The following is a 26627-nucleotide window of genomic DNA, read 5'->3' as shown; positions in this document are numbered from 1 at the left end:
CGCCCAATTGAATTGGGCGGTGTGTGTTTTGACTAAGCACTAGCATTTGCTGCTTCTAAGTACTCATCATATGTCATGAGTTTATCGACAATTGTACCTTCTGATGTAATATCAATAATGCGGTTAGCAATCGTTTGAATAAACTGATGGTCATGTGAAGTAAAGATCATTGACCCTTTATAGTTGATGAGTCCGTTGTTTACAGCTGTAATTGATTCTAAATCTAAGTGGTTCGTCGGCTCATCTAATAGGAGAACGTTAGCACCACTTAACATCATTTTTGAAAGCATACAACGTACTTTTTCTCCTCCAGATAGAACACTTGCTTTTTTCATCACTTCTTCACCTGAGAAAAGCATTCGACCAAGGAATCCTCTTAAGAAGCTTTCCGTTTGATCGTTTGGTGAAAATTGACGTAACCAATCAACCAGATTAAGGTCACAGCCTTCGAAATACTTCGAGTTATCTTTAGGGAAGTAAGCTTGAGAAGTTGTTAAGCCCCATTTATACGTTCCGCTGTCAGCTTCCATTTCACCCATTAAGATTTTAAATAAAGTCGATTTTGCAACTTCATTTGTACCGACTAAAGCAATTTTGTCATCTTTACTCATCGTAAAGCTAACGTTATCTAACACTTTTACACCATCAATCGTTTTAGAAAGACCTTCTACACGTAATAAGTCATTTCCAATTTCGCGTTCTGGAGCAAAGTGTACATACGGGTAGCGGCGAGATGATGGTTTAATGTCATCTAATGAAATCTTCTCTAATGATTTCTTACGAGAAGTTGCTTGCTTCGATTTAGATGCATTCGCCGAGAAACGCGCAATAAAGTTTTGTAGTTCTTTAATCTTCTCTTCTTTTTTCTTATTTTGATCTTGAGCCATTCTTAAAGCTAATTGGCTTGACTCATACCAGAAGTCATAGTTTCCAACATAAATTTGAATTTTACCAAAGTCTAAGTCGGCAATATGAGTACACACTTTATTTAAGAAGTGACGGTCATGGGATACAACGATAACGGTATTTTCGAAGTTAATTAAAAACTCTTCTAACCATTGGATCGCTTTAATGTCTAAGTGGTTCGTAGGCTCATCAAGTAAAAGAACATCAGGCTTACCGAATAAAGTTTGTGCAAGGAGTACTTTGACTTTATCGCCACCTGTAAGATCTGCCATTTTTTTGTAGTGAAGATCTTCGCCAATACCAAGACCTTTTAGAAGGATAGCTGCTTCAGACTCAGCTTCCCAACCGTTCATTTCGGCGAATTCACCTTCGAGTTCAGCTGCTTTAATTCCATCTTCGTCGCTAAAATCTTCTTTCATGTAAATCGCATCTTTTTCTTGCATAACTTCATATAAACGAGCATGGCCCATAATTACACACTTAAGGACTTCATGTTCTTCATATTCGAAGTGATTCTGTTTTAAAACCGCAAGACGCTCGCCTGGATTCATATGTACTTCACCTTGTTGAGGTTCAATTTCTCCAGAAAGAATTTTGATAAACGTTGATTTCCCAGCACCGTTCGCACCGATAAGACCGTAACAGTTACCTGGTGTAAATTTAATATTTACTTCTTCAAACAGTTTTCTATCTCCGTAACGTAAACCTACATTTTGTACTGTAATCATTCAATAATACCCTCCAAAAACAATATCTATAAAATTATACCATTAATTCAGTTGATAAAAAACTATAGTTGACTGCGACAATGGAATAAATGTAAAAAGCCTGATCGATCCAATCAGGCATAACGGGGTTCGGTTGATACTTGTAACTAATTATTTTTCAGTCATAAACTTATCGTCTAGTCGGAATCCAACTAGATTTCGACCAGATCGTTTAGCAAAATATAGGCATTCATCTGCCTCTTGAACGAGCTGTTCAGGTGTCATGTCTATACTTGTTAAGCTCGAAACACCAATTGAAACAGTAACATTAAGTTGTGTACTGTTTATATGAAACAAAGCTCCCTCTACCGATTTGCGGATCCTCTTGGCAATTTGAACAGCATCCTCTTTTTCACAGTTAGGAAGTAAAATAGAAAATTCCTCGCCACCATTTCTTGATACGATATCTGTACCACGGGATTCCAATTGAAGGATCTGGCCTAACCTTTTTAATACAAGGTCACCATTTAGATGCCCGTAAGTATCATTAATCATCTTAAAATGGTCAATGTCGATGAGTAGAAAAGAGTGCTTCTTTTCCTCACTGTCGCGAAAATCACTCATGAACTCCTTCATAGCCTTATTAAACCCTCGAACATTAGTTAATCCTGTAAGCTCATCTTCGTATGAATGCTGCTTCATAGCACGGTAATTCTCATTTGCATCGCGGACATATCGTAAGCAATACATAAGGAAAATTCCAGTTAATATAAAAATGAAGCTGATTTGGAAAAGGATAACCAGATCTTTTACTAGGATATATAATGTGCAAATTCCAATAAGAGTTGAATAAAGAGTCATATACAGCCATTTTCTGCTATGTTGTTTAGCGAAATACTCCCCACAAACACCGCAACCTATTCCGACAAGCAGCATGGTGCTAAAAGCGATAATTCCACCAAGATTTAAGCCCCAAAACAATAAACGTGCAAAACCGACAATAAGAGCTGCGATTATAGCAGGAATAAATCCGGCTATGTAGGCTGCAAGCATAATTGAAAAATAGCGTAAGTCGATGACAGCTTCTGAGATTTGAATGCTATATTGCATCAGAATAATACCTAATAGGCTTGACAATACCCCGACTAGCAATTTTGTGCGTAGTGGCGAGTGCACTGACAACGCAACATCTCTATTTAAATAGCCCGCAAAAAAAATAAAGGACGATAAAATAGCAGCGTTTGCAAACATTTCATGAATAAAGTAGTACATTCAATTATAAATTCTCACTTTCATCTAAAGATAGGACAAGTTCATTATAAACAATTGAGTTATTAAAACAATAGGAAATAATGTGAAAAAATAAAGTGGATTTTTATAAATACGAGTTGACAGGTAGGAATTGTTTGAATAATATATAGTTAGATAAACAACCGTTGGATAAACAGTAATTATAGTAGAAAAAATAAGTGTGTTTAAGATTAAGGGAAAAACAGATAAATTTAGTATGAATTAAAGGGGATGTCTGGTATGTTAAAATCAGTAATTTCTAGTTTACAAAAAATGTTTGTTGAACAATATTCTACAACAATTGCACCTTATCATCTCTTATTTAATGAACAATTTATGGAGCGTTACACTTCGTATTATTCATGGCAACAATTCTTAAGAAATGGCAACTTCGATACAGTCAATATACAAGAAATTATTAAGAGTAATAGAGGAGAATGGGATCAATTTATCGCACAAACAACACATTTTAGTGCATGGAGCGAAATGTTAAATAAAGCTGAGGAACAATATGTGTTGGAGCGTCCCGATGGACCGTATCAATTTATGTAAGCTGCATGAACTGTTGACTAAGAATTTAATACAAACACAAAAAGATGATTCCTAAACTAGGATTCATCTTTTTTTTATGCTTACAGTGATCTTGTCGACTTTGAACTTCTTTGAATTGCACTTTGAGCAAGGATTTGAATTGTTGCGTCGTCCATCGGAGGGTTATGCAGTCCAGCGCGGACATCGCGGTAGTAGCGCTGAAGTGGATTTTTTTCAGATAAACTTCTCGCGCCGACGACCCGCATCGCTTGATCGACCACTTCAATAGCTGAATTCGTTACGACATGTTTAGCCGCGGCAAGATCAGGAATCGTAACTGTTTTATCCGTCAACTCATCCCAATTGTCTGCAACCGATAAAAGAAAGTGCCGTGCGTGTTTTAACTTAAGCTCCATTTCTCCAATCTGTCTTTGTACATTGGGTAATTCGATAATCGGATGATGAAGGCTGTTTGGTTGATAGGACCTAGCAAACTGAATTGCATAGTTACATGCTGCTTGTGCGATTCCTAAATAGCAAGCAGGAATATGAAGCAGCCAACCATTCGCCCTGTTTTTTGGTCTAGAAGAAACCATTTCTAATAAATGATCTTCCTCTACTGTTACATTCTCTAATATTAAATCATGACTTTCCGTTGCCCTCATCGCAATACTATCCCACGTTTCCTCAATACGAACACCTGGTGTATCACGGGGAACTAAAAACTCACCAACATCTTCACTGCCTTCGATAGCTGCTGAAACTAAAAAGAAATCAAGGGCAGGAGCCATCGTTGTAAATGTTTTTCGACCATTCATTCTCCATTGGTCCCCATCTTTTACTGCCGTCGTTTGTGGTTTACCACCTCGTGTAGGTGAGCCAGTTTGTGCCTCTGTGGCTGCACGGTTAAGTAAGGCATTTTCTTTTACCTTTGCCATAACCGCTGCGTAGTTATCTTTTGACCATGGACGAGTGGTGGCCAAATCTAAAATAATTCCAACATGCCAACCAATCGAAAGAGCAGTCGGCCCGCACCCTTGAGCTAATCGCTCATGCAGTAAAATAAATTCATATAAAGAAGCGCCCTTACCACCAAACTCTACTGGCAGTGTTAATGTCGTATAACCGATTTGTTTTAAGTCATTTATATTTTCAATTGGAAATGAACCTTCAAGATCATGCAGTTGAGCTCGTTTTGAAAACTGATCTGCCAATTGACCAATTTGTTCGTATCGTTTCTTTTGTTCTGCGGTTTTAAAAAACATATATATCGCCCTCCCAGGTCCTTACTTATTAACTACCATGAGTTTGTTTGGAATGCAAATCTTAAGAGTAATAATTGTGCTCACAATCTATAGATACGAACAGTTTCAAGTTGATAACTATTATAAAATGGTAAAATAATGAATAACTATTTTGTTGTACGAAATATACAGGCATATTTTTTTGGGAAAGAAATTAAATAATTGTTGTTCGATGTGATTTCAAATTTATTTTAATAGATTGTAACCTTATGAAGCTGAAATAAGACTAATCAGTATCAATGAAAAAGGGGAGGTTGAGTTTTGGAACAAGAACATGTAAAAGAAGAGATTAAACAAATTTACCGTGCACATTACAACGATGTGTATAAGTTTCTTGTAGCTTTTACAAATACGAGAAATGAATCGGAAGATTTAACGCAGGAAGTCTTTATCCGTCTGTTTAAATCGTTGCCAAAGTTTAAAGGAGAATCACATTTAAAAACATGGATATTCTCTATTGCAAGACATGTTGCCATCGATCATTCAAAAAAATGCAGAAGACAGCAGTTGGTGAGTGACATTGTTTTAAAATTTATGCCTTCCAAAGAAAAGACAACCGAAGAGCTGGTTGAAGCGAAAGAAGAGATTGATACCGTGTATGCTTCACTAAAAAAGTTCAAGTATGAATATCGGATGGTGATTATACTAAGAGGAATACAAGAGTTTTCTGTGAAAGAGACTGCTCAAATCATGAATTGGAGCGAGTCTAAAGTAAAAGTTAATTATCATCGAGCTTTAAAACAATTAAAACAAGAACTACAGTCAGATACGAGTCTAGTAAGTGAAAGGTGGGTTTGAAATGGACCGAAATGAAGAATTAGAACTTTTACGAGAATTGAAGAAGAGCCATTCAAACATAACGCCAAACGAAGAGTTTGTAGAGCGATTGGAAGGAAAGCTCGTTCAAAGATTTTCAGCACGATCAAAAAATAAATTAATGCTTCCTGTAACGGGCGCCATTTTTGCAAGTATTTTATTTTTATTACTGGTTTTCAATATAGATGGATTGTTCCAACAGCCTGCTGAGTATGAAGAGGAAGTAGAGGTTTATATTTATCATACTCATACGTGGGAAGCGTTCCTCCCAGAGTTGGAGATAGAAGTAAACGAGGATGACGAATTTCCAGGAGCTCATGCTTGGGACCGTGAAAATAATATTACGGCTGTCGGAGAACATTTAAGTAATGAGTTAACGAAGAGAGGAATTGTTACAATCCATGATTCTACTGATTTTCAATCGATACTTGACGAGCGCGGACTGAAATACACGGACTCTTATGATGTGTCGAGGGAAAATGTAGAGGAAGTACTCACACAGCATGACAACATTCAAATGGTGTTTGATATCCACCGGGATTCTTTATCAAGAAACCAAACAACAACTACTATCAATGGTGAAGAAGTTGCTAGAATTTATTTTAACGTCGGAGGGGAGTTGCAACAAAAGCGCAATCTCGATTTTGCTAGAGAACTTCATCTATTTGCAGAAGAAATGTACCCTGGTTTATCAAGAGGTGTTGTCGAAACAGGAGGGCTAGGACGCAATGGAATATACAATCAAGACCTTCACGATCAAGCGATATTAATAGACATTGGCGGTTATGAAAATTCATTAGAAGAGGCAATGAGAGCGGCTACTTATCTTGCGGATGTGGTAGAGGTGCTTCTTGAAAAATAGCATATTTTATAAGCAGGGGATGAAGAATCTCTTGCTTTTTTTCTTTTTTTTTTTGTTTTAAGTATATAAAAAGGGGGAAGCTTTAATATACATAGATTGTAAATGCATACTTCAGTACTAGGATAATATTCACAGGATTGTAGGAAGTGATGTCATGAATGTTTTTATTTCAGGTGGAGGTATCGCAGGTTTAACGTTAGCGTTGAAACTTCTTCAGAATAACATAAATGTAACCGTCGTTGAAAAAAATGCAAAACCATCACCGAAGTATAAAGGTGAGCTATTACAACCAAAAAGTATAGAAATTTTGAGTCACTTAGGTTTAGGTGACCAATTATTGAAGTATGGTGAAAAAATAGAGCAGATGATAGTAAAAGAAATAGAACCGACACATCAGGTGAAGTATGCCAAATGGGATTATCGTATTTTAGATCATTCTTTTAATTATGCCATGATGATTCCGCATGAAAAATTAAAAGAAATTTTACTAGATGCTTGTCACCAATTGAATGATCATTTTTACTTCGGGGATACAAAGTTTATAACACTCGAACCAGAAGGAACGGGCTTAAAACAAGTAGCTGTAATTGAACAGGCTGGTGAGGAGAAGAGAATACCTAGTGATTTTTTTGTTGGGGCTGAAGGGAGGATGTCTCCTGTTCGTCAAACCCTTGGGATTGGTCTGAAACGCAAGAAATATAATCATCATTTTCTAACAGTATCTTTTCCTAAACCGTCACAATTAAAGGAAGCAACGATTATCACAAAAGGAGATCAACTATTAGGTGTTTTTCCATTGCCAAACGATTTAGTTCGAACCGTGTTGCTTATAAAGTCAGGTGAATATAAACAATTGCTTCGAAGTGGTTTAGACACTCTTCATCAAAGATACATCGATTTAATGCCAGCGATGGATGGGTTTGTCCAAAGTGTCGACAGCTTTAAGAAAATTCAACTGATGATTCCAGTTAATCACCACGCTGAAACCTATGTATTTGAAAATACAGCGATAATTGGTGATGCAGCTCATAGTGTCCACCCAATTGCTGGAGAGGGAATGAATTTAGCGATCCAGGATTCGGATGTACTTGGTGAGCTGTTAACATGGATGGACCGTACAAATCAATTAGATCCAACACTTCTGCGTTGGTTTGAACGTGTAAGAAGACCTAGGGTGGAATACATTTCTAACTTAAGTCACCTTTCTGCGCTCGTATACTCATATGATTTTGCTTTGTGGAGGAAGTTTAGAATGCAAGTCCTGCAAAGAATAGAGAAAAACTCTTATCTTCACTTTAAGCAAATACTAAATATTTCAGGCTTAGGAGCATGGAAAGAAAATATGTTTGATCGCTTAATGCAAGCTGGTTTTCCTTTAGCTCAACATCTAGGCCCATCTTTTAACCAAAAAGAGCATTTTTACACTAAAGAGGACGATTATCCGTGGTACTAGAAACAGGGAGGGGGATTTAAGTTGTTTAAGGAGTGGAAAAGAGTATGGGAAGCAAGGAAGTGGATGAAGAAAAATGAAGGGTTTCTTCCGACATGGCACGCCTATATTGGTTTTAAAATGAAATTATTTGATGAACTTGCTAAGGGTAAGACGCTCACTGAACTTCAACAGTCTACTAGTATGGACGAACAGTTACTCACCTGTTGGGTAGACGTAGGAACGGTTATCGGCCATTTATATATAGGGGATAACCAAAAGATTTATCCTACTAAACATATGATCACGTATTTCTCAGCTACTAGTCGCTATTCTGTTGGCGAATTATTAAGAGAAATGATGGAGTTACACATACCGACTCTATTAAACTACCCTCATTTATTGACAAACGAGGCTGCTAGAAAGAATTATGATCATGACGGATTTGGTCAGACTGTTGCAGAAACTTCAGCACTCATTGAAAAGTTCGCCTTTCCTAAAGTGAAAAAGAAAATAAAGAAGTCAAAGGCTACTTCTGTTTTGGATATTGGTTGTGGTCATGCCGGTTACCTTGTTCGTTTATCTAAACTTTATAAAAATAAGGAGTTCACCGGAATTGATATAAATAGAAGTGTAGTAGACGAAGCACAGAAAAAAGTAAAAGAAAACAAGATTAGTAATGTTAATATTTATCAAAAAGACATTACAACCGGAGATAAAATCAATCAAGCCTTTGATTACATTATGATGAATAACCTTCTGCATTATTTTAGTAGAGAGGGTAGAGAAGAATTGTTTCAATTAACATATGATAGCTTAGAAAAAAATGGTTCATTAACCATTATTACTCCACTGTACTTAAGTAAAAATGGAAAGGCATTTTCGGTAGCATTCAATAGTTTTATGACTGCACATGAAAATTTACACCCGATTCCTACTGAAGATGAACTTAGAGTTTATGCCCAAAATACCGGTTACTACATAGATGAAATTACTCCTGTTGTAAAAGAAGGAAGCTGGTACATGATTGCAATGAAAAAAGAGGCCTAGTAAATTTTTCTTCAGTACTGGACATGCTTATTTAATGCGTTTTAAGCAAACCTAAGAAATGCGCTCAAACCATAAAAGGTTTAGGCGCATTTCTATTTCCAACTAATTTTTAAATGAGAAAATTAAATAACCTTCGTCGTCCAAGTCTCACAATTCCATTTTTCAGTAACGATATCATTATAGAATTCAGGTTCGTGGCTAATGAGAAGAATGCTTCCTTTGTAAGCTTTTAAGGCACGCTTTAATTCTTCTTTTGCATCGACATCAAGGTGGTTCGTCGGCTCATCGAGTACGAGTAAGTTCGTTTCATTGTTAATCAGCTTACATAGACGAACTTTTGCTTTTTCTCCACCGCTTAATACCATAATTTTACTTTCGATATGCTTCGTCGTTAATCCGCATTTTGCTAATGCAGCACGAACTTCAGCTTGGCTATAAGAAGGGAACTCTCTCCAAATTTCGTCGATACACGAATTTTGATTATCTGCTTTTGCTTCTTGTTCAAAATAGCCAATATGCAAATAGTCACCACGTTCAACCGAACCTGAAACAGGTTTAATCTCACCTAAAATGCTGCGTAATAACGTCGTTTTACCGATACCGTTTGCCCCGTACAATGCGACTTTTTGTCCGCGTTCCATACGCAGGTTTAACGGTCTTGATAGTGGTTCATCATATCCAATTACTAAATCCTTCGTTTCGAAGATCACTTTTCCAGATGCACGAGACTCTTTAAAATTAAACTCTGGTTTTGGCTTCTCTTTAGCAAGTTCAATGACTTCCATCTTATCTAGCTTTTTCTGGCGGGACATTGCCATATTACGTGTGGACACACGGGCTTTGTTTCTCGCAACGAAGTCTTTAAGTTCAGAAATTTCTTGTTGTTGCTTTTTATAGGCTGCTTCTAATTGTTGTTTTTTCATTTCATGAACTTCTAGGAAGTGGTCGTAATCACCGACGTAGCGACTTAACTCTTGGTTTTCCATATGATAGATAAGGTTAATAACGCTGTTTAAGAACGGGATGTCATGTGAGATTAAGATAAACGCATTTTCATATTCATTTAAGTAACGCTTTAACCACTCAATATGCTGCTCATCTAAATAGTTTGTCGGCTCGTCCAATAGTAAGATATCAGGCTTTTCTAGTAATAGTTTAGCCAGAAGGACTTTTGTTCGTTGCCCACCGCTTAAATCATCAACATCACGATCTAGTCCAATATCTGTTAGTCCAAGACCGCGAGCAATTTCTTCGACTTTAGCATCAATCGTATAAAAATCATTATTCGTTAAAATATCTTGGATCGTTCCTGTTTCTTCAAGCAACTTTTCTAGTTCCTCTGGAGAAACATCACCCATTTTATCAAAAAGCTCATTCATTTGTGTTTCTAAGTCAAATAAATATTGAAATGCACTTTTTAATACATCGCGCATCGTCATGCCTTTTGACAGAACTGTATGTTGATCTAAGTACCCAACACGTACTCGTTTCGACCACTCTACTTTTCCAGCGTCAGGTTGCAGTTTTCCTGTAATGATATTCATAAACGTCGATTTACCTTCGCCGTTTGCTCCGATCAGACCAATATGTTCTCCCCTTAAAAGGCGGAAAGATACATCATTAAAAATCGCGCGGTCACCAAATCCGTGACTTAAGTTTTGCACCGTTAATACACTCATGAATGGACAACACTCTTTCTATATAAATTTATAGATAATCAATTTAATTTTTTGCACCTTACCTATTATAAAACGAATGAAGCTATTTTAACATACTTTGAAAATATCCAATTTATTTTTTTGTAAATGAGAGCTTTAAAGAGAAGTGCTTTTTCTTTACAAAAAGTTTGCACTAGGAGTCATTGAACTACTGTAAAATAAAAGTATTGAGGTTAAATGAGAAGGCTCTATTTTTCAAAAAACCATACTATGTGTAAAGATCCGAGCATCCGCTCCTGTAAATTACGAGACCCCCTTTAGTTCTCTTAACCACCACAAGTAATTTTCCTCCATTTATAAAATTAATAATTTCCTTTACAATAGAAAAAGCAGTTGTTAGGAAGGAGTTCATTCATGCAGACAAAAGCAGTTGAACTTTTAAAACAATATTTTGGCTATGAAGCTTTTCGGAAAGGCCAAAATGATATTGTTGAGAAAGTTTTAGAAGAAAAAAATACACTTGGAATTATGCCGACAGGTGGAGGTAAATCTATCTGTTATCAAGTTCCCGCGCTTATTTATTCTGGAATGACGGTCGTTGTTTCACCACTTATTTCATTAATGAAAGACCAGGTGGACGGTTTAAATCAGCTTGGAATTCCGAGTACATATATTAATAGTTCTCTCTCGAATAGTGAATTAAATGAACGGATCGAGAATATGAGAAATGAAAAATATAAGTTAATCTATATTGCACCTGAGCGGTTAGAAGACGTTCGTTTCTTTTATTTATTAAATGAGCTGCCGATTTCTCTCGTTGCAATCGATGAAGCGCACTGTCTTTCACAATGGGGACATGATTTCCGCCCGAGTTATTTAAATATATCATCACTCATCAGGAAATTGCCGACCAATCCGGTTGTATTAGCGTTAACGGCAACGGCAACGCCTCAAGTAAGAGAAGATATATGCCGGCACTTAAGCATTGAAGAAGAGAATACGATTGTGAATGGAGCGAGAAGAGATAACTTATCGTTACAAGTGGTCAAAGGTCACGATAAATTTTCTTATGTCTCGCAATATTTAAAGAAGCATGCCGCAAGCTCAGGAATTATCTATGCTTCAACGCGGAAAGTCGTAGAGCAACTGTATGATAAATTAACCGAAAAGGGCATAGCTGTTGGAAAATATCACGGTGGCTTATCAGATATAGAACGCGCAAAGTATCAGGATGATTTTATCCGTGACGATATAACGGTTATGATCGCAACGAATGCATTCGGAATGGGAATTGACAAATCTAATGTGAGATTCGTCCTGCATTATAATTTGCCAAGAAATATTGAATCGTATTATCAAGAAGCGGGAAGAGCTGGACGTGATGGTGAAGAAAGTGAATGTGTGCTGCTTTTTGCTCCTGATGATATTCGCATTCAGAAGTTTTTAATCGAACAGTCTGATCTAGAAGAAACAAGAAGAACGAATGAATACCAAAAGTTGCAGCAGATGGTAGATTATTGCCATACGGAGTCGTGTCTCCAACAATATATCGGACACTATTTTGAAGATGAAGAATTTGAAAAATGTAAGAAGTGTTCGAATTGCCTAGATGATGGAGAGACTTCAAATGTAACTAGAGAAGCACAAATGGTCTTTTCCACGATTAAAAGAATGCGAGAAAAGTTCGGAAAAACGATCGTTGCTCAAGTTTTAGTTGGATCAGAAAGTAAAAAAGTGAAAGATTTTAAATTAGATCAATTGACGACCTATGGCCTGCTCAAAACGTGGACAGGGAAAAATCTATCTCAATTCATTGATTACCTGACAGCAGAACAATACTTAAAGCCGTCTGAAGGTAATTTCCCGACATTGCGTTTAACAGATAAAGCAGTTGCCGTTTTAAAAGGAGAGCTGCAAGTTTACAGAAAAGAAAAGGTAGCCCATGTAGCGATTGAAGCAAATGATGAAGTTTTTGAGAGTTTACGTCAGGTCCGTAAAGATATTGCAGATAAAGAAAAAGTCCCTCCTTACTTAATATTCTCAGATAAGACGCTTCGTGAAATGAGCCGGTCAATTCCTTCAAGTACAGAAGAATTATTACTTGTAAATGGAGTGGGGCAACAAAAACTAGAGAAATACGGTGAACCATTTTTAACGGCATTACAACCGTATCGGGATCAAAAAACAGACCAGCTGGTAACCGTCCAGAAAAAAGCTTCGTCCAAAATACCGAGTCACCATATTACGTATGAAAGGTATGAGCAAGGAAGTTCTGTCAAGGAAATCGCTGCTGAGCGGGAGTGTACTGAAGAAACAATCCTAAGTCATCTAGAAAAATGTGTGGATGAAGGAAAAAACATCGATCTTCGCCAATTTGTTAATGAGCACCACGAACAATTAATTGAAGAAGCCATCGAGAAGATCGGCGCAGAACGATTGAAGCCACTCAAGGAAAGCTTACCAGAAGAGGTAACCTATTTCGAAATCCGATATGTGATTGGAAAGAGAGTTAGCCAAGGTTAACTGAATAATTGTCTTTATGGTATTTTAGAGTGGGAGTGAGTTAGTGGAGATATAGTGAGGTATATAGAACTCTAGAAACAGTAATTCTCGATGTAAAAACATCAAGAGAAGAGGTTGGATAGCTCAGCCTCTTTTTTTGATGTCCTTGCAACTTGATAACCTCTTAAGGTTATCGGCTGCTCAAATAAAATTTTCTATTGAAGAAAAACAAAAAACCTCTTCACTGCGAAGAGGTTTTCAGGTCGATTAACCGTTAATTGCATTGTCTAAAAATTCAATCGCTTGTTCTTCTTCAAATCCTTTAACAAGAATGAGTTCGCTAATAAAAATGCGGCGAGCATTATCAAGCATGAACTTATCTTCAGTACCAAGCTTCTTATTTTTATTTAAGAACATTAAATCCCTAATTACTTGGGCACTTTCACAAATATCACCCGTTTTCATTTTTTTCATGTTTAAATGATAACGTTGGTGACGATTAACCGAGTCGTCTGGTTCGCCATCGTGAAGAATTAATAATGCTTTTTCTAACGTATCTGGGTCTACGACTTCACGTATACCGATAATTGATGTTTTCTCCATAGGAACCATTACTTGCATCGTACTATGAGACAAATTTAAGACATAGTATTGTTGGGTCTCCCCAAGAATTTCTCTTTCCTCGATATCTTCAATCACACCAGCGCCGTGCATTGGGTAAACAATCTTGTCTCCAATTTGAAACATAGCTCGACCTCCTAAATTTGAGTTCATCTTTATTATATCATACTTGTCTGATAATAGCAAAATTTATAATTTTATCATTCATTAATTTCGCTGTCAATCAATTTATGATATAGTTTTTATTAGTTGTTGTTGAAAGGGTGTTACCATGAAAAAAACAGTAGTATTAGCTGAAAAACCTTCAGTTGGAAGAGACATTGCAAAAGTTTTAAATTGTTCGAAAAAAGGAAACGGATTTTTTGAAGGTGACCGTTATATCGTGACTTGGGCGCTTGGTCATTTAGTGACATTAGCTGATCCTGAATCTTATGATGAAAAATATAAATCCTGGAATCTGGATGACCTTCCTATGTTACCCCAAAAATTAAAAATTATTGTAATTAAAAAAACAAATAAACAATTTCAGGCAGTGAAAGCTCAATTGAACCGCAAAGATGTTGGAGATATCGTAATCGCGACCGATGCAGGACGTGAAGGAGAGTTAGTCGCAAGGTGGATTATCGAAAAAGCGAGTGTGAAAAAGCCCATTAAACGTCTTTGGATTTCCTCTGTTACGGATAAGGCGATTAAAGAGGGATTTCAAAAGCTTCGCCCAGGTAAAGATTATGAAAACCTCTATTCAGCGGCGGTTGCACGAGCTGAAGCCGATTGGATTGTCGGATTAAATGGAACAAGAGCATTAACTTCAAAGTACAATGCCCAACTATCTTGTGGACGAGTCCAAACGCCTACGCTTGCCATCATCCATCAAAGAGAACGAGAAATTAATGAATTTAAACCGAAAAAATACTACGGTGTAACAGTTCGAGCTGATAAAACATTAAAGCTTACTTGGCAAGATACAAAGACGAAAGAGTTTAGAACATTCGACTTAAGTCAAGTAAAAAAAGTACAAGAGAAAATAAGTAATCAACCGATACAAATTATAGATATCGAGAAAAAGTCCAAAAAGACATACTCCCCACAACTGTTTGATTTAACTGAATTACAGCGTGAGGCAAATCGGATATTTGGCTTCTCGGCAAAAGAAACGCTAAATACGATGCAAAAATTATATGAGCAACATAAAGTTTTAACGTATCCACGAACAGATTCGCGTTACTTATCTGATGATATCGTAGAAACTCTAAAAGATCGTTTAGACGCTTGCGGGGTAGGCCCATATTCTAAACATGCGTTTAAAATTGCACAAAAGCCGATAAAGGCAAACCGTCATTTTGTTGATAATCAGAAGGTTTCGGACCACCATGCCATTATTCCGACAGAAGTCACTACTATTCTTTCTTCGTTAAGTGAGAAAGAACGTAAAATCTATGATTTAGTAGTGAAACGCTTTTTAGCAGTCCTTTCACCACCATATGAATATGAACAAACAACGGTTGTGACTAAAATCGGCGGAGAAACCTTTATAGCAAAAGGGAATGTTCTTCAATCTTTAGGCTGGAAAGAAATTTATGGTGATGATAGTGATGAAAAAAACAGTGACATGAGTAATGATATTCTTCTATTAACAAAGGGAGATACTTTATCACTCCAGTCTGTATCGCAAACCGAGGGAGAAACAGAGCCACCGGGATTATTTAACGAAGGAACCTTACTATCGGCAATGGAAAACCCAGCAAAATTTATGGCTGAAACAAATAAGGATCTTGCCAAAACGCTTGGAAAAACGGGTGGGCTAGGAACCGTTGCAACGCGAGCAGATATTATCGAAAAACTCTTTAATAGTTTCCTGATTGAGAAAAGAGGTAAGGATATCGTAACGACCTCAAAAGGAAGGCAGTTATTAGAGCTAGTGCCGTCGGATCTGAAGTCACCCGCGCTTACAGGCGAATGGGAGCAAAAGCTTGAAGCGATTGCAAAAGGAAAATTAACGCAACAAGCGTTTCTTGTTGAAATGAAAGAGTATACAAAAGCGATTATTCGTGAAATTAAAGTGAGTGAGCAGAAATTTAAGCATGATAACATTTCTGGAAGGACTTGTCCGGAATGTGGAAAAAATCTGCTGCAAGTGAACGGGAAAAAAGGGAAGATGCTCGTATGTGAAGACCGTGAATGTGGCCATCGAAAAGCAGTGGCGAAGAAAACGAATTCACGTTGTCCAAAGTGCTTCAAAAAACTAGAATTACGAGGACAAGGCGAGGGACAAGTCTTTGCTTGCAGCTGCGGTCATAAAGAGAAACTCTCAACTTTTAATGAGCGAAAGAAGAAAGAGAAAAATACGAAAGTCTCGAAAAAAGAAGTCAATCAATATTTAAAGAAGCAAGACAAACAAGAAGAGCCATTTAATCCAGCTCTAGCCGAAGCCTTAGCCAAGCTAAACCTAAAAAAATAAATGATCAAGTTCCATTAATTATTCGGTACCAGGCACCTTTACTTTATTACAGTGGTAAAGGTGCCTGGCACCATTTATGTGAATGAAGTCAGTGAGAAAAGTCACTTTGAAGGGAATTTTATTCTTCTTTTGTCTTTTTCGTGAAAGCCCTTGCAAAAAATGAAATGTAATTGTAATATAACTTACGTAAACGTTTTCGTAAAAAGGTGGATAATATGAAACCGACAATAAAGGATGTTGCACAAAAAGCTAATGTATCAATAGCTACCGTGTCTAGAATTTTGAATAACCAGCTTGGTTATTCTGAAAAGACGAAAGAAAGAGTCTTAGAAGTGATTAAGGAATTAGGCTTTCGTCCAAACGCAATTGCACGTGGATTGGTTAGCAAAAGAACAAAGACAATCGGCGTGCTGTTGCCAAATGTAACGAGCTCTTTTGCATCTAAGCTTTTAAAAGGAATTGAAGAAAGTGCCCATGAGAATGACTATAGTATGATTGTATGTAATACCGATCATAGCGGTTCGCGAACGCTAGATTACTTAAATATTCTCGGGGAGAAAAAGGTCGATGGTTTAGTCTTCTCCAGCCAAGAAATTAAAGAAGAATATTACGAAACGATTACAAGGTTAGGTATCCCGGTTATTTTAATTTCAACGATGTCTTATCGTTTTCCATTACCTTACGTAAAGGTTGATGATAGACAAGCAGCTTATCATGCGACATCTTATTTAATCGAAAACGGTCATGACAAGATAGCGATGATTAGTGGTAATGATGACTTAACAGGAAAGCCGAGAATGGAAGGTTATAAACAAGCCATTGAAGATCATGGTCTCACACTTGATGAGAAGCTTATTACGTATGGAGACTTTGATTTTGAGTCAGGGAAAAAGTGTTTGAAACAATTATTGCCATTAAAAGATGAGTTCACGGCAGTTTTTGCTGCTAGTGATGATATGGCAGTAGGTGCAATTTCCGCAGCTTACGAAAACAATTTAAAAGTGCCAGATGACTTTTCTATTATCGGTTTTGATAATACTTTAGTAGCTGAAATGGCGATCCCGCCATTAACGACGGTAGCGCAGCCGCTTCGGGAGATGGGGAAAGCTGCGATAGAAAAAGTAATTGAAATGATTGAGAAAGAAGATCATCACGCTTCAAGTTCGATTATGAACTTTCAAATCATTGAAAGAAATAGTGTGAAAAGTTTAAAGAGCACCTAGAAGGTGTTTTTTATACCAACGATACGTAAACGTTTACGTAAAAAATGATCTTATTACTAATAATACCAAGAAGTTTTATTGAAGACATTAACGTAAACGTTTTCTTATATCTATGTTTTACTAGTCATTCAGTTTTGAATGAACTCAAACAATTAGGAGGAGTAAAAATGAAAAAATTCAAAATGTTAATTGCAACCTCTGTAGCTGCTGTTACTTTAGCTGCTTGTGGTGGAGGTGGAGCTGATGACGGGACAGTAAAGCTTGAGTTTTTCCAAAATAAATCCGAAGCAGTAGGCACATATGATGAGTTAATTGCTAAGTTTACGGAAGAATACCCAGAAATTAAAATCGAGCAAAACCATGTTCCTGAGTCGGAAACAGTATTAAGATCTCGTTTAGCTCAAAATGATGTACCTGCTATTATGGGGATCAGTGGTAATGCAACATACGGTGAATTAGCTGCAGCTGGCGTTCTTCACGACTTTGCAGGAGATGAAAAAATCTCAAAAGTACAACCTGCTTATGTTGATATGTTAAACGCACTAGCTGGTAAAGACACTCCTAATGGAATTCCTTACGCAGCTAATGCAAACACAGTTTTATATAACAAAGACACTTTTGAAGAACTAGGATTAGACATTCCTACGACTTGGGATGAGTTCATCGCAGTTGCTGAGGAAGTGGAAGCAGCAGGAAAAACGCCTTTTTATCACACATATGGAGATGCTTGGACTGCAATGGTACCTTTTAATGCTTTAGCAGCTAACCTGCAAGGTGATGACTTCCTAGAAAAAAGAAATAACAACGAAATCACATTTCAAGAGCGTTACGAAGATGTTGCAGAAAACATGTTAACACTTTTAGGTTTTGCTAATAATGATATTTTCGGTGCTGGCTATGACCAAGGAAATGCAGCTTTTGCTAATGGCGATGTTGCAATGTATATTCAAGGAAACTGGGCTGTAGGTTCAATCTTAGATGCAAACCCAGAAGCAAATATTGGAGCATTTGCTCTTCCAGCTTCTAATGATGTGACGATGAACCGTCTTGTTTCTGGTGTAGACACTGTTTTAACAATTTCTGAAAATACAAAGCATAAAGAAGAGGCTCAACTGTTCATTGATTTCTTACTACGCGCTGAAAATGCACAATTCTATATTGATAGGGAAAAACAATTCTCAGCAGTTGAAGGTGTGCTTCAAGAAGATCCTACAGTTGTTGACTTATCAAGACATTTTGAAGAAGGTTCAATTACTAGTTTCCCAGATCACTATTATCCAACAGGAATGCAAGTAGAAAACTTAGTACAAGAGTTCTTAATTAAAAAAGATGTAGATGCATTCTTAAATACGTTAGACAGCGAGTGGGATAAAGTAAAAGATAGATAGTTTTAGAAATTAATAGAAGTAATAGAAACGTGAGCAGGCTTTCCTAAGCAACGTCCTAGTGTAACCACAGGGGGGAAGCCTTGCTCCTTCAATAATGGAAGGCCTCGGTTATAGGACAATTTCCTATGGAGGTTATCAATTAATCTTCGTAAGAAATTGTCTTATATAAAATATGATGATATGAAATTGCTTTCCATAGATAACTTAATTTTGACTTCATAAGAGGAGGAGAAGAAAAAATATGAAAAAGAAAAAAATAAGCCCCTACTTTTTGATGGTACTTCCAGCGGTCGTTTTATTTTTTACCTTTCATACATTCCCAGTGCTTCAAGGTATATTTTATAGTTTCACGAACTTTAAAGGATATGGTTCATGGGAGTTTGTAGGATTTAGAAACTACATTAACGTGTTTAAAGACTCACGTGCAATAGATGCTTATATTTTCACATTTAAATTTGCCGTTCTTTCTACGGTTTTAGTTAACATCATCAGTTTAGCCATTGCTTTAGGATTGAACTCAAAAATCAAATTTAAGAAGACACTACGAGGCATTTACTTCATGCCAAATATTTTAAGTATTTTAATCGTAGGATTTATCTTTAACTATATTTTTGCAATCTTTGTTCCTTCTATTGCAGAAAACCTAGGAATTAACGCATTAACAGCAAGTATATTAGGGAACCCTGATCTGGCATGGCTGGGAATCGTTGTTGTTGCAGTTTGGCAGGCAGCTGCGTTTAATACGATTTTGTATTTAGCAGGTCTTGCAACGATTTCACAAGATATTTATGAGGCATCAAGCATTGATGGTGCGAATAAATGGCAGGATTTCTGGAAAATTACATTCCCGCTCATCGCACCGTTCTTTACAATTAATATGGTACTCGCAATGAAAAACTTTTTAATGGTATTCGACCACATCATGGCATTAACTGGCGGTGGTCCTGGTAGATCAACAGAATCTATTTCTCTACTTATTTACCGTGGCGGTTTCCAAGGTGGAGAGTTTGCCTACCAGTCAGCTAACGCAGTCGTTTACTTTATTATCATTGTTACGATTTCAGTGATCCAAATCCGTTATTTACAAAAACGGGAGGTGCAGATGTAATGGATCGAAGAAAAATAAATTGGCCTGTAACTCTACTATTAATTATCGGTTCAATCGTCATTTTATTTCCAATCTATTTAACGGTAGTCAATGCCTTAAAAACGCCACAAGAAACGGCGCAGTCAATTTTAGCTTTACCGACTGAATTGCGATTAGATAATTTTACTAGAGCAATAGAAATGACGAACTTTTTTAATGCTTTAAAAAATAGTGCGTACATTACTTTCTTTACTGTCGTATTTACAATCTTAACGAATTCCTTGGTAGCTTACGCAATTGCGCGTAATCTGCACAAAAAAACGTATAAAGTGTTATTCTATTATTTTGTAAGTGCGATGTTTGTTCCGTTCCCGATCATCATGTTACCGATCGTAAAGCAAATGAGTGCGATTTCGATGATGAATCCCACCGGTTTAATTATTTTGTATATTGTTTACGGACTTGCTTTTAATATATTCTTATATGTTGGTTACATTAAATCGATTCCAGTAGAACTTGAAGAAGCAGCAATAATTGACGGGTGTTCACGTTGGGGTGTTTTCTGGAGAATCGTTTTCCCGCTATTGACTCCGATGAATGCAACGGTTGGCATTTTAACAGCCTTATGGGCATGGAACGACTTTATGCTGCCATTAGTAATCTTAAGTGATCGTAATGATATGACGTTACCACTTGTACAATATGTGTTCCAATCACAATTTAGTACAAATTACAACTTAGCTTTTGCTTCTTATTTACTAGCATTATTACCGATGTTACTCGTTTATATTTTCTTACAAAAATGGATCATTAGTGGAGTAACCAAAGGGGCAATTAAGTAAACAAAAAGGAGATGACAGCAATGGAAAAAGTATGGTGGAAAGAAAGTGTTGTATACCAAATTTATCCGAGAAGTTTTATGGACAGTAACGGGGACGGTATTGGTGACATTCAAGGAATTATTTCTAAGCTAGACCACTTAAAAGATTTAGGGATCGATATCATTTGGTTGTCACCTGTTTATAAATCACCGAATGATGATAACGGTTATGACATCAGTGATTATAAAGATATTATGGATGAGTTTGGAACCATGGCTGATTGGGAAGAGTTATTAGCTCAAATTCATAATCGTGGAATGAAACTAATAATGGATTTAGTGGTGAACCATAGCTCAGATGAACATGAATGGTTTATCGAAGCAAAGAAATCCAAAGACAATCCTTATCGTGACTATTACATTTGGAGAAAAGGCAAGGACGGAAAAGAGCCAAATAACTGGGAGTCGTGTTTTAGTGGATCCGCATGGAAATACGATGAAACAACGGATGAATATTTCCTGCATCTCTTCTCAAAAAAGCAGCCTGATTTAAACTGGGAAAATCCTACATTACGCGGTGAAGTATATGACATGATGAAATGGTGGCTGGATAAAGGAATTGACGGCTTCCGCATGGACGTTATTAACTTTATTTCAAAAGTAGACGGTTTACCAGATGGAGAGCCTCAAGAAGGCAAGAAGTATGTATCGGGTGCACCATACTTTATGAACGGACCCAAAATTCATGAGTATTTACAAGAGATGCATCAACAAGCATTGAGTGGCTACGATGTAATGACTGTAGGCGAAATGCCAGGTGTTTCGCCTGAACAAGCTCAGCTTTATACAGATGAGCAATGTAAAGAAGTAAATATGGTCTTTCAGTTTGAGCATGTCGACCTAGATTCAGGTCCGAATGGAAAATGGGATTTAAAACCTTTAGATTTAAAAGATTTAAAATGGAGCTTATCTAGATGGCAAAAAGGGTTAGAAAAAGCAGGATGGAATAGCTTGTACTGGAATAACCATGATCAGCCGCGGATTGTATCACGTTTTGGTGATGATCAAAATTATCATAATGAGTCTGCAAAAATGTTAGCGACGCTTCTTCACATGATGAAAGGAACACCTTATATCTATCAAGGTGAAGAAATTGGGATGACTAATGTGAAGTTCGATTCGATCGATGATTATCGTGATATTGAAATCCTAAACATGTATAAGGAAAAAGTTGAAGCTGGTGTTCCGGTTAAAGACATCATGAAGAGCATTTATGTAAAGGGTCGTGACAATGCCAGAACGCCAGTACAATGGAATAGCAGTGAAAATGCAGGATTTACGACGGGAACACCTTGGATTAAAGTGAATCCGAACTATCGTGAGATTAATGCAGAAAAAGTAGTAGCAGATTCCAATTCAATCTATCACTACTACCGCAAACTCATTCAATTGCGGAAACAGCATGAAATCATCGTATACGGAGACTATGATATTCTTCATGAAGATCACCCTCAAGTATTTGCTTATACAAGAACACTTGGAAATGAGAAATTAGTCGTCGTATGTAATTTCTACGGTGAAGACACTACATTTGAACTGCCAGAAGACCTATCTAGCAAGCATAACACTCTACTCATTAGTAACTATAATGTAGAAGAAAGTGAAGCAATCAGCCAAATCGCACTTCGCCCATACGAAGCAAGAGTATACAAACTATCATAATAACAATAATCGGTGCCATTATTTAATCGGTGCCAGGCACCTTTACTCTATCACAGTGGTAAAGGTGCCTGGCACCATTTTTATTGTGGTACCATTTTTTATTTCTCTTTTCTCTATTATTTATTCTAAAATCTATTTTTTTGAATAGAGTGATAGAAAAGAGATTGAAATGAGGTGTGGAGATGGTTTTTGTTCTACCATTTATATTCGTTATTTTTGGGTTTATTTTTGCATTTATTGGGGGCACTATTTCTAATCAAATGAATCATGTCCCGTTCTATCAAATGATTGATGAAATTCTTTTCTATTTTCAATCGATCCTAACGGGGGCAGGACAAGCCTCGTTTGTTTTTAGTTTTGATATTATTCATGAATTTTTAATACCGGGGAGTCTCTACTTTTTAGCAACGGCATGTTTGGTTTCAGCGTGTAAAATGCTGTATCAACAAATTGAGGCAGAAAAGCTGGAGGAGTCGTTTCTCCGAATTGCCATTATGACCGTGATTGGGTTGATGACGATTGTATTGTTCTATAAGGGTGGAGCAACACTCCTTATTATTTCCGTTTGTTTTGTATTTGTGATCAACATCTATCAGTGGCTAAAATTTTTATTTGTAAAGACGGTACAACCATAAAAGAAAGGCTGACAGAAGTGAACAATACACTTGTAAGTCAGCCTTTTTCTTAATCTTTTTTATCAAACTGATCCTCTAACCATTCATAGAAGTGATCTTCACTTTGAAAGGTTAATGTATCTTGAGCGTAAGTGTTGTCACGAGCTTTTAAATGACCTTCATCCATAAAAAATTCCCAACCTATATCAGTTGCATCTTGGGTTAATAAGACAATTTGTTTTAATTGATCGTAGTTCATTTTTTTGCCCCCTAATAAATTCCTTTAACCATTACTTCTTGAATTTCTTTAATTTTTCGTTGTAACTCGGCTAATCTGTTTCGTTGATCTGGATATTGGTCCATTAATTGATCGGCTTCTTCTACTAATTCATGTAGTTGATGTTGAATATACGAATAGTCAGAAAGGTCATTTTCACGAATGATTTTTGTTTCTAAAAGCTCATCTAGGCCATCATCAACCAAATCTTGTGCTTTATTTAAAAAACGTTCGATCTCCTCATTTGCTGTCACTTGAAAACCTCCCAGACTTCCTGTTTTTAATAACATGTGAATATTACGTTCAAGTTATTCCTTTTTGGATCTTCCGAGAAAAACAAATGGATCGTTTTAGCTGCAATTCCTTTACGTTTCTTTAAACGAAGTTGTTTTTTCAAAAATTGATGGTTTTGCATGATTTGTCACATAATAATGGAACAACATAGAATGAGGAGTGACAGCGAGATGTTTCATTTATTTACTCATAATGACTTAGACGGGGTTGGTTGTGGGATCTTGGCCAAGCTCGCCTTTCAAGATCAAGTGCGAGTTCGTTATAACTCTGTCAGCGGATTAGACTTTCAAGTCGAACGTTTTTTAGAGCGAGCGAAAAACGACGATTTTATCATAGTAACCGATCTATCAGTCAATGAACAAAATACAAAAAAAATCAATGAGTATTATAAAAAAACAAGCAAAGCTAAATTGATTGACCATCACAAGACGGCTCTTCATTTTAATGATTACGAATGGGGAAGTGTAAAAGTCGAGTACGATGATGGAAGGTTAACGGCAGCAACCTCATTATTTTATGAATATTTAGTTGCCAACGGACAGTTGGAGTCTTCTCCTGTGGTGGAAGAGTTTGTTGAATTAGTAAGACTCTATGATACATGGGAGTGGGAAAAAAATAATAACGAAACAGCAAAACGACTCAATGATCTTTTCTTTATGATTTCGATCGAAGATTTTGAAGAGCGAATGGCGGGTCGACTACAAGAAAGTGACAGTTTTTCTTTTGATGAATTTGAAACGAAAATTTTAGATATGGAAGAAAATAAAATTGAAAGATATGTTCGGAGAAAACGAAGAGAAATGGTACAGACTTTTATTGATAGTAAATGTGTCGGCATCGTCCATGCGGAAAACTATCATTCAGAATTAGGAAATGAACTCGGAAAAGAAAATCCTCATTTAGATTACATAGCAATAATGAATGTCGGCGGGAAAAAGATCAGTTTGCGTACCATTCATGATCATATCGATGTTTCAGAAGTGGCAGGGCAATTTGGCGGTGGAGGACATGCGAAAGCATCAGGGTGCCCTTTAACAGATCAGGCGTATCAACTGTTTGTTGCGGAGGCATTCCGTATTGAGCCGATGAAACCAGATGCGTTCCGTAATCAATATAACCTAAAAGCTGCTGAAAAAGGTTGTTACTATGAAAATCATTTTGAAGATCAATTTTTTGTTTATCGTGTCGGTGAGAATAAATGGTGTATTGACCGAAATGGTAAAGTGATTGAACAAACCTTTACAGCGTTTGACGAAGCAGAATACTTTCTAAAAAGAAATCACGCTGCTTGGTTAGCAAGGGACGAACAATATGTCGATTACCTCTCACAAACATTAATTCAAACAATTAAAAAAGAGCAAACGAATGAATACGAAAAATCGCCTGAGAAGGGTATGAGTTTTGCGACTTATGAACCGATTGTCCACTCTTCTGAGCAAGAAGATCGACCTTTATCACACTAACAGCACTTTTTATCTATTAACAAAAAAGATCGAACGAATCTAAAAAGAGGCTGCCTCAACAAGAGCAATTTCTCGTTGGGGCAGCCTTTTAAACTAAGTTAATAACAGCGGCGCAATTAGGATCTAATCTAACAGTGTTTTTTTCAAAAGAACAGTTCTATAGCCTTACCAAACAGCCCTTTTTCTAGTTCTTACATTGACTGTAAATCTATTGTAACTTTTTTTCGTTAAAGGTCGTCTAATGTTTAAACCGAAACGAATGGAGTGTGTAAGATCATGCAGAAAAGACACGTACAATTACTAGTTATAGTCACGATACTTGGTTTTAGCATCCTATTAGCAGCTTGCAGCAGCAACGAATATCGGACAGAAATGAGTGAAGACACTGGTGCAATGGATATGGTTGCTGAAGAAGCAAGCTATAGCGGCGTAGCTAGCCGAGGGTTGACCGGAGAAAAAGAGATGGTAGAGGAAGCTTCTGTTTCTACTGATCAATCTTCAAATAGTGAATCTTCAGAGAGAATGGTTATTTACAATGCACACTTATCACTTGAGGTGAACGATTACCATCAATCAGAAGCTGCAATTCAAAAACAAGTAAAAGAACTTGGAGGGTTTGTCATTGAGTCGTCAGTTTTTCGATCAGGAGAACAACAAATTCACGGAAATCTGATCGTAAAAGTACCGCAAAAACATTTCCAAGCGTTTTTAAATGATGTAGAGTCTGCAAGTGTAAAAGTAAACGAACGAATGATTAGTGGAAATGATGTAACGGAAGAATATGTGGATTTAGAATCTCGTTTACGTTCCAAACGAGTCGTAGAGAAACGTCTGCTTGCATTTATGGAAGACGCTGAAAATACGGAAGACTTATTAAAAATTTCTTCTGACTTAGCTAAGGTTCAAGAAGAAATTGAGCGAACCCTTGGGCGAATGAACTATTTAGAAAAAAATGTAGAGTTCTCAACAGTCACGATCTACTTACAAGAAAATAAAGTGAATGTTCCATCGATCCAAGGAAGTAGTGACCTAAATACTTGGGAAAAGTCGAAAAGTTTATTCATGTCATCCATCAATAATACGGTCGCTTTATTTTCAGGTCTTGTTGTTTTACTTATAGGTCTCTCACCAATTTTTATTCCAATGGGGATCATTGTACTTGTTGTCATCTATAAACTCCGAAAGCGAACTAAAAATACAGAGACTTTGTAGGAGTTTAAACGAGTTAACGAAAACAGTTTAAAATCGGTTATTAGTATAGATCCATAAATTTCTAATAGTTCCGTGATAAATATGAATAAAAGCTATAATCCTGTAAATACGGATCATAGCTTTTTATAATGGACAAATGCCTGCATAAAAAAGTAAATAAAGCCGATTGCAACGGCAGGGAGCATGACAAAATCAAAAACAGTGGCTTCATCTCGGCTGTAAATGATCACATCTAAGTATTTAAAAAAACTACTTAAAAGCAACAATGAACTGCCCCCTGTCAAGTAGACAGTGGAAATAATAAAAAGTATTTAAGCGGCTTTAGCTCTATATTCCATAGGGCTGAGGCCGTTTAATCTTTTTTGGTATCTTTCATGATTATAAAAATGGATG

At 36.7% G+C, this 26627-nt stretch carries 24 protein-coding genes; 15 read left to right on the top strand and 9 right to left on the bottom strand.

What is annotated here, in order from left to right; all coding sequences use genetic code 11:
• Positions 1–32: 32 nt before the first annotated feature.
• Positions 33–1634, bottom strand: a complete 1602-nt coding sequence (locus N7Z68_RS05060) for an ABC-F family ATP-binding cassette domain-containing protein (protein WP_275117387.1) — start codon at positions 1632–1634, stop codon at positions 33–35.
• A gap of 150 nt (positions 1635–1784) precedes the next feature.
• Positions 1785–2885, bottom strand: coding sequence for a GGDEF domain-containing protein (locus N7Z68_RS05055; RefSeq protein ID WP_275117386.1), 1101 nt, complete (start codon positions 2883–2885; stop codon positions 1785–1787).
• A gap of 258 nt (positions 2886–3143) precedes the next feature.
• On the opposite strand from N7Z68_RS05055, the gene N7Z68_RS05050 reads away from it, so the two are divergent.
• Positions 3144–3455 carry a hypothetical protein gene (locus tag N7Z68_RS05050; RefSeq protein ID WP_275117385.1) on the top strand — a complete coding sequence of 104 codons (312 nt, stop codon included), beginning with the start codon at positions 3144–3146 and terminating at the stop codon, positions 3453–3455.
• An 80-nt stretch (positions 3456–3535) separates the two neighbouring features.
• Here the strand turns inward: N7Z68_RS05050 and N7Z68_RS05045 are convergent, their stop codons facing one another.
• Complete coding sequence (locus N7Z68_RS05045; RefSeq protein WP_275117384.1) at positions 3536–4699, bottom strand: acyl-CoA dehydrogenase family protein; 1164 nt, start codon at positions 4697–4699, stop codon at positions 3536–3538.
• A 300-nt stretch (positions 4700–4999) separates the two neighbouring features.
• Between N7Z68_RS05045 and N7Z68_RS05040 the strand changes: the two genes are divergently transcribed.
• The 4 genes from N7Z68_RS05040 (at position 5000) to N7Z68_RS05025 (ending at position 8895) form a co-directional block, all read left to right on the top strand.
• Positions 5000–5536: an RNA polymerase sigma factor gene (locus N7Z68_RS05040; protein ID WP_275117383.1), complete on the top strand. Its 537-nt coding sequence runs from the start codon at positions 5000–5002 to the stop codon at positions 5534–5536.
• A gap of 1 nt (position 5537) precedes the next feature.
• Positions 5538–6416, top strand: coding sequence for a stage II sporulation protein P (locus tag N7Z68_RS05035; protein ID WP_275117382.1), 879 nt, complete (start codon positions 5538–5540; stop codon positions 6414–6416).
• Between the two features lie 154 nt (positions 6417–6570).
• Positions 6571–7869: an FAD-dependent oxidoreductase gene (locus tag N7Z68_RS05030; protein ID WP_275117381.1), complete on the top strand. Its 1299-nt coding sequence runs from the start codon at positions 6571–6573 to the stop codon at positions 7867–7869.
• A 21-nt stretch (positions 7870–7890) separates the two neighbouring features.
• Positions 7891–8895 (top strand): class I SAM-dependent methyltransferase, encoded by a 1005-nt coding sequence (locus N7Z68_RS05025; RefSeq protein WP_275117380.1) that lies wholly within the window; start codon positions 7891–7893, stop codon positions 8893–8895.
• Between the two features lie 122 nt (positions 8896–9017).
• Here the strand turns inward: N7Z68_RS05025 and N7Z68_RS05020 are convergent, their stop codons facing one another.
• Complete coding sequence (locus N7Z68_RS05020) at positions 9018–10574, bottom strand: ABC-F family ATP-binding cassette domain-containing protein (protein ID WP_275117379.1); 1557 nt, start codon at positions 10572–10574, stop codon at positions 9018–9020.
• A 393-nt stretch (positions 10575–10967) separates the two neighbouring features.
• Here N7Z68_RS05020 and recQ point away from each other — a divergent pair, with 393 nt between their 5' ends.
• Complete coding sequence (recQ, locus tag N7Z68_RS05015) at positions 10968–13076, top strand: DNA helicase RecQ (protein ID WP_275117378.1); 2109 nt, start codon at positions 10968–10970, stop codon at positions 13074–13076.
• Between the two features lie 246 nt (positions 13077–13322).
• On the opposite strand, the gene N7Z68_RS05010 is transcribed toward recQ, so the two are convergent.
• Positions 13323–13802: a CarD family transcriptional regulator gene (locus N7Z68_RS05010; RefSeq protein ID WP_275117377.1), complete on the bottom strand. Its 480-nt coding sequence runs from the start codon at positions 13800–13802 to the stop codon at positions 13323–13325.
• A gap of 145 nt (positions 13803–13947) precedes the next feature.
• Here N7Z68_RS05010 and N7Z68_RS05005 point away from each other — a divergent pair, with 145 nt between their 5' ends.
• The 7 genes from N7Z68_RS05005 to N7Z68_RS04975 all read left to right on the top strand — a co-directional run bounded on the left by N7Z68_RS05005 (position 13948) and on the right by N7Z68_RS04975 (position 23009).
• The gene (locus N7Z68_RS05005; RefSeq protein ID WP_275117376.1) at positions 13948–16134 is read left to right on the top strand and encodes a DNA topoisomerase III; all 2187 of its coding nucleotides are present in this window, start codon (positions 13948–13950) and stop codon (positions 16132–16134) included.
• 215 nt (positions 16135–16349) lie between these two features.
• Positions 16350–17357, top strand: coding sequence for a LacI family DNA-binding transcriptional regulator (locus tag N7Z68_RS05000; protein WP_275117375.1), 1008 nt, complete (start codon positions 16350–16352; stop codon positions 17355–17357).
• Between the two features lie 167 nt (positions 17358–17524).
• Positions 17525–18745, top strand: coding sequence for an ABC transporter substrate-binding protein (locus N7Z68_RS04995; RefSeq protein ID WP_275117374.1), 1221 nt, complete (start codon positions 17525–17527; stop codon positions 18743–18745).
• A 241-nt stretch (positions 18746–18986) separates the two neighbouring features.
• On the top strand, positions 18987–19853 hold the full coding sequence (locus tag N7Z68_RS04990; RefSeq protein WP_275117373.1) for a carbohydrate ABC transporter permease: 867 nt from the start codon (positions 18987–18989) through the stop codon (positions 19851–19853).
• Positions 19853–20674: a carbohydrate ABC transporter permease gene (locus N7Z68_RS04985; protein ID WP_275117372.1), complete on the top strand. Its 822-nt coding sequence runs from the start codon at positions 19853–19855 to the stop codon at positions 20672–20674. Before N7Z68_RS04990 ends, N7Z68_RS04985 begins: the two co-directional genes overlap by 1 nt.
• A 20-nt stretch (positions 20675–20694) precedes the next feature.
• Complete coding sequence (locus N7Z68_RS04980) at positions 20695–22374, top strand: glycoside hydrolase family 13 protein (protein WP_275117371.1); 1680 nt, start codon at positions 20695–20697, stop codon at positions 22372–22374.
• A 182-nt stretch (positions 22375–22556) separates the two neighbouring features.
• Positions 22557–23009 carry a hypothetical protein gene (locus N7Z68_RS04975; RefSeq protein WP_275117370.1) on the top strand — a complete coding sequence of 151 codons (453 nt, stop codon included), beginning with the start codon at positions 22557–22559 and terminating at the stop codon, positions 23007–23009.
• A 49-nt stretch (positions 23010–23058) separates the two neighbouring features.
• Here N7Z68_RS04975 and N7Z68_RS04970 read toward each other — a convergent pair whose 3' ends face one another.
• Together N7Z68_RS04970 and N7Z68_RS04965 are read right to left on the bottom strand one after the other, a co-directional pair.
• Positions 23059–23247: a hypothetical protein gene (locus N7Z68_RS04970; protein ID WP_275117369.1), complete on the bottom strand. Its 189-nt coding sequence runs from the start codon at positions 23245–23247 to the stop codon at positions 23059–23061.
• Positions 23248–23258: 11 nt separating this feature from the next.
• On the bottom strand, positions 23259–23519 hold the full coding sequence (locus tag N7Z68_RS04965; RefSeq protein WP_275117368.1) for a DUF2524 family protein: 261 nt from the start codon (positions 23517–23519) through the stop codon (positions 23259–23261).
• 210 nt (positions 23520–23729) lie between these two features.
• Between N7Z68_RS04965 and N7Z68_RS04960 the strand changes: the two genes are divergently transcribed.
• Together N7Z68_RS04960 and N7Z68_RS04955 are read left to right on the top strand one after the other, a co-directional pair.
• Positions 23730–25022, top strand: coding sequence for a DHH family phosphoesterase (locus tag N7Z68_RS04960; protein WP_275117367.1), 1293 nt, complete (start codon positions 23730–23732; stop codon positions 25020–25022).
• A gap of 276 nt (positions 25023–25298) precedes the next feature.
• On the top strand, positions 25299–26234 hold the full coding sequence (locus tag N7Z68_RS04955) for a DUF4349 domain-containing protein (protein WP_275117366.1): 936 nt from the start codon (positions 25299–25301) through the stop codon (positions 26232–26234).
• A 113-nt stretch (positions 26235–26347) separates the two neighbouring features.
• Here the strand turns inward: N7Z68_RS04955 and N7Z68_RS04950 are convergent, their stop codons facing one another.
• Together N7Z68_RS04950 and N7Z68_RS24325 are read right to left on the bottom strand one after the other, a co-directional pair.
• On the bottom strand, positions 26348–26500 hold the full coding sequence (locus tag N7Z68_RS04950) for a hypothetical protein (protein ID WP_275117365.1): 153 nt from the start codon (positions 26498–26500) through the stop codon (positions 26348–26350).
• A 45-nt stretch (positions 26501–26545) separates the two neighbouring features.
• Positions 26546–26626, bottom strand: a complete 81-nt coding sequence (locus tag N7Z68_RS24325) for an IS3 family transposase (protein ID WP_371316473.1) — start codon at positions 26624–26626, stop codon at positions 26546–26548.
• Position 26627 lies beyond the last annotated feature (1 nt).

Source organism: Alkalihalobacterium chitinilyticum (assembly GCF_029028005.1).
Classification (GTDB): Bacteria; Bacillota; Bacilli; order Bacillales; family Bacillaceae_F; genus Alkalihalobacterium; species Alkalihalobacterium chitinilyticum.
This window is presented reverse-complemented; position numbering and strand designations above follow the sequence as displayed.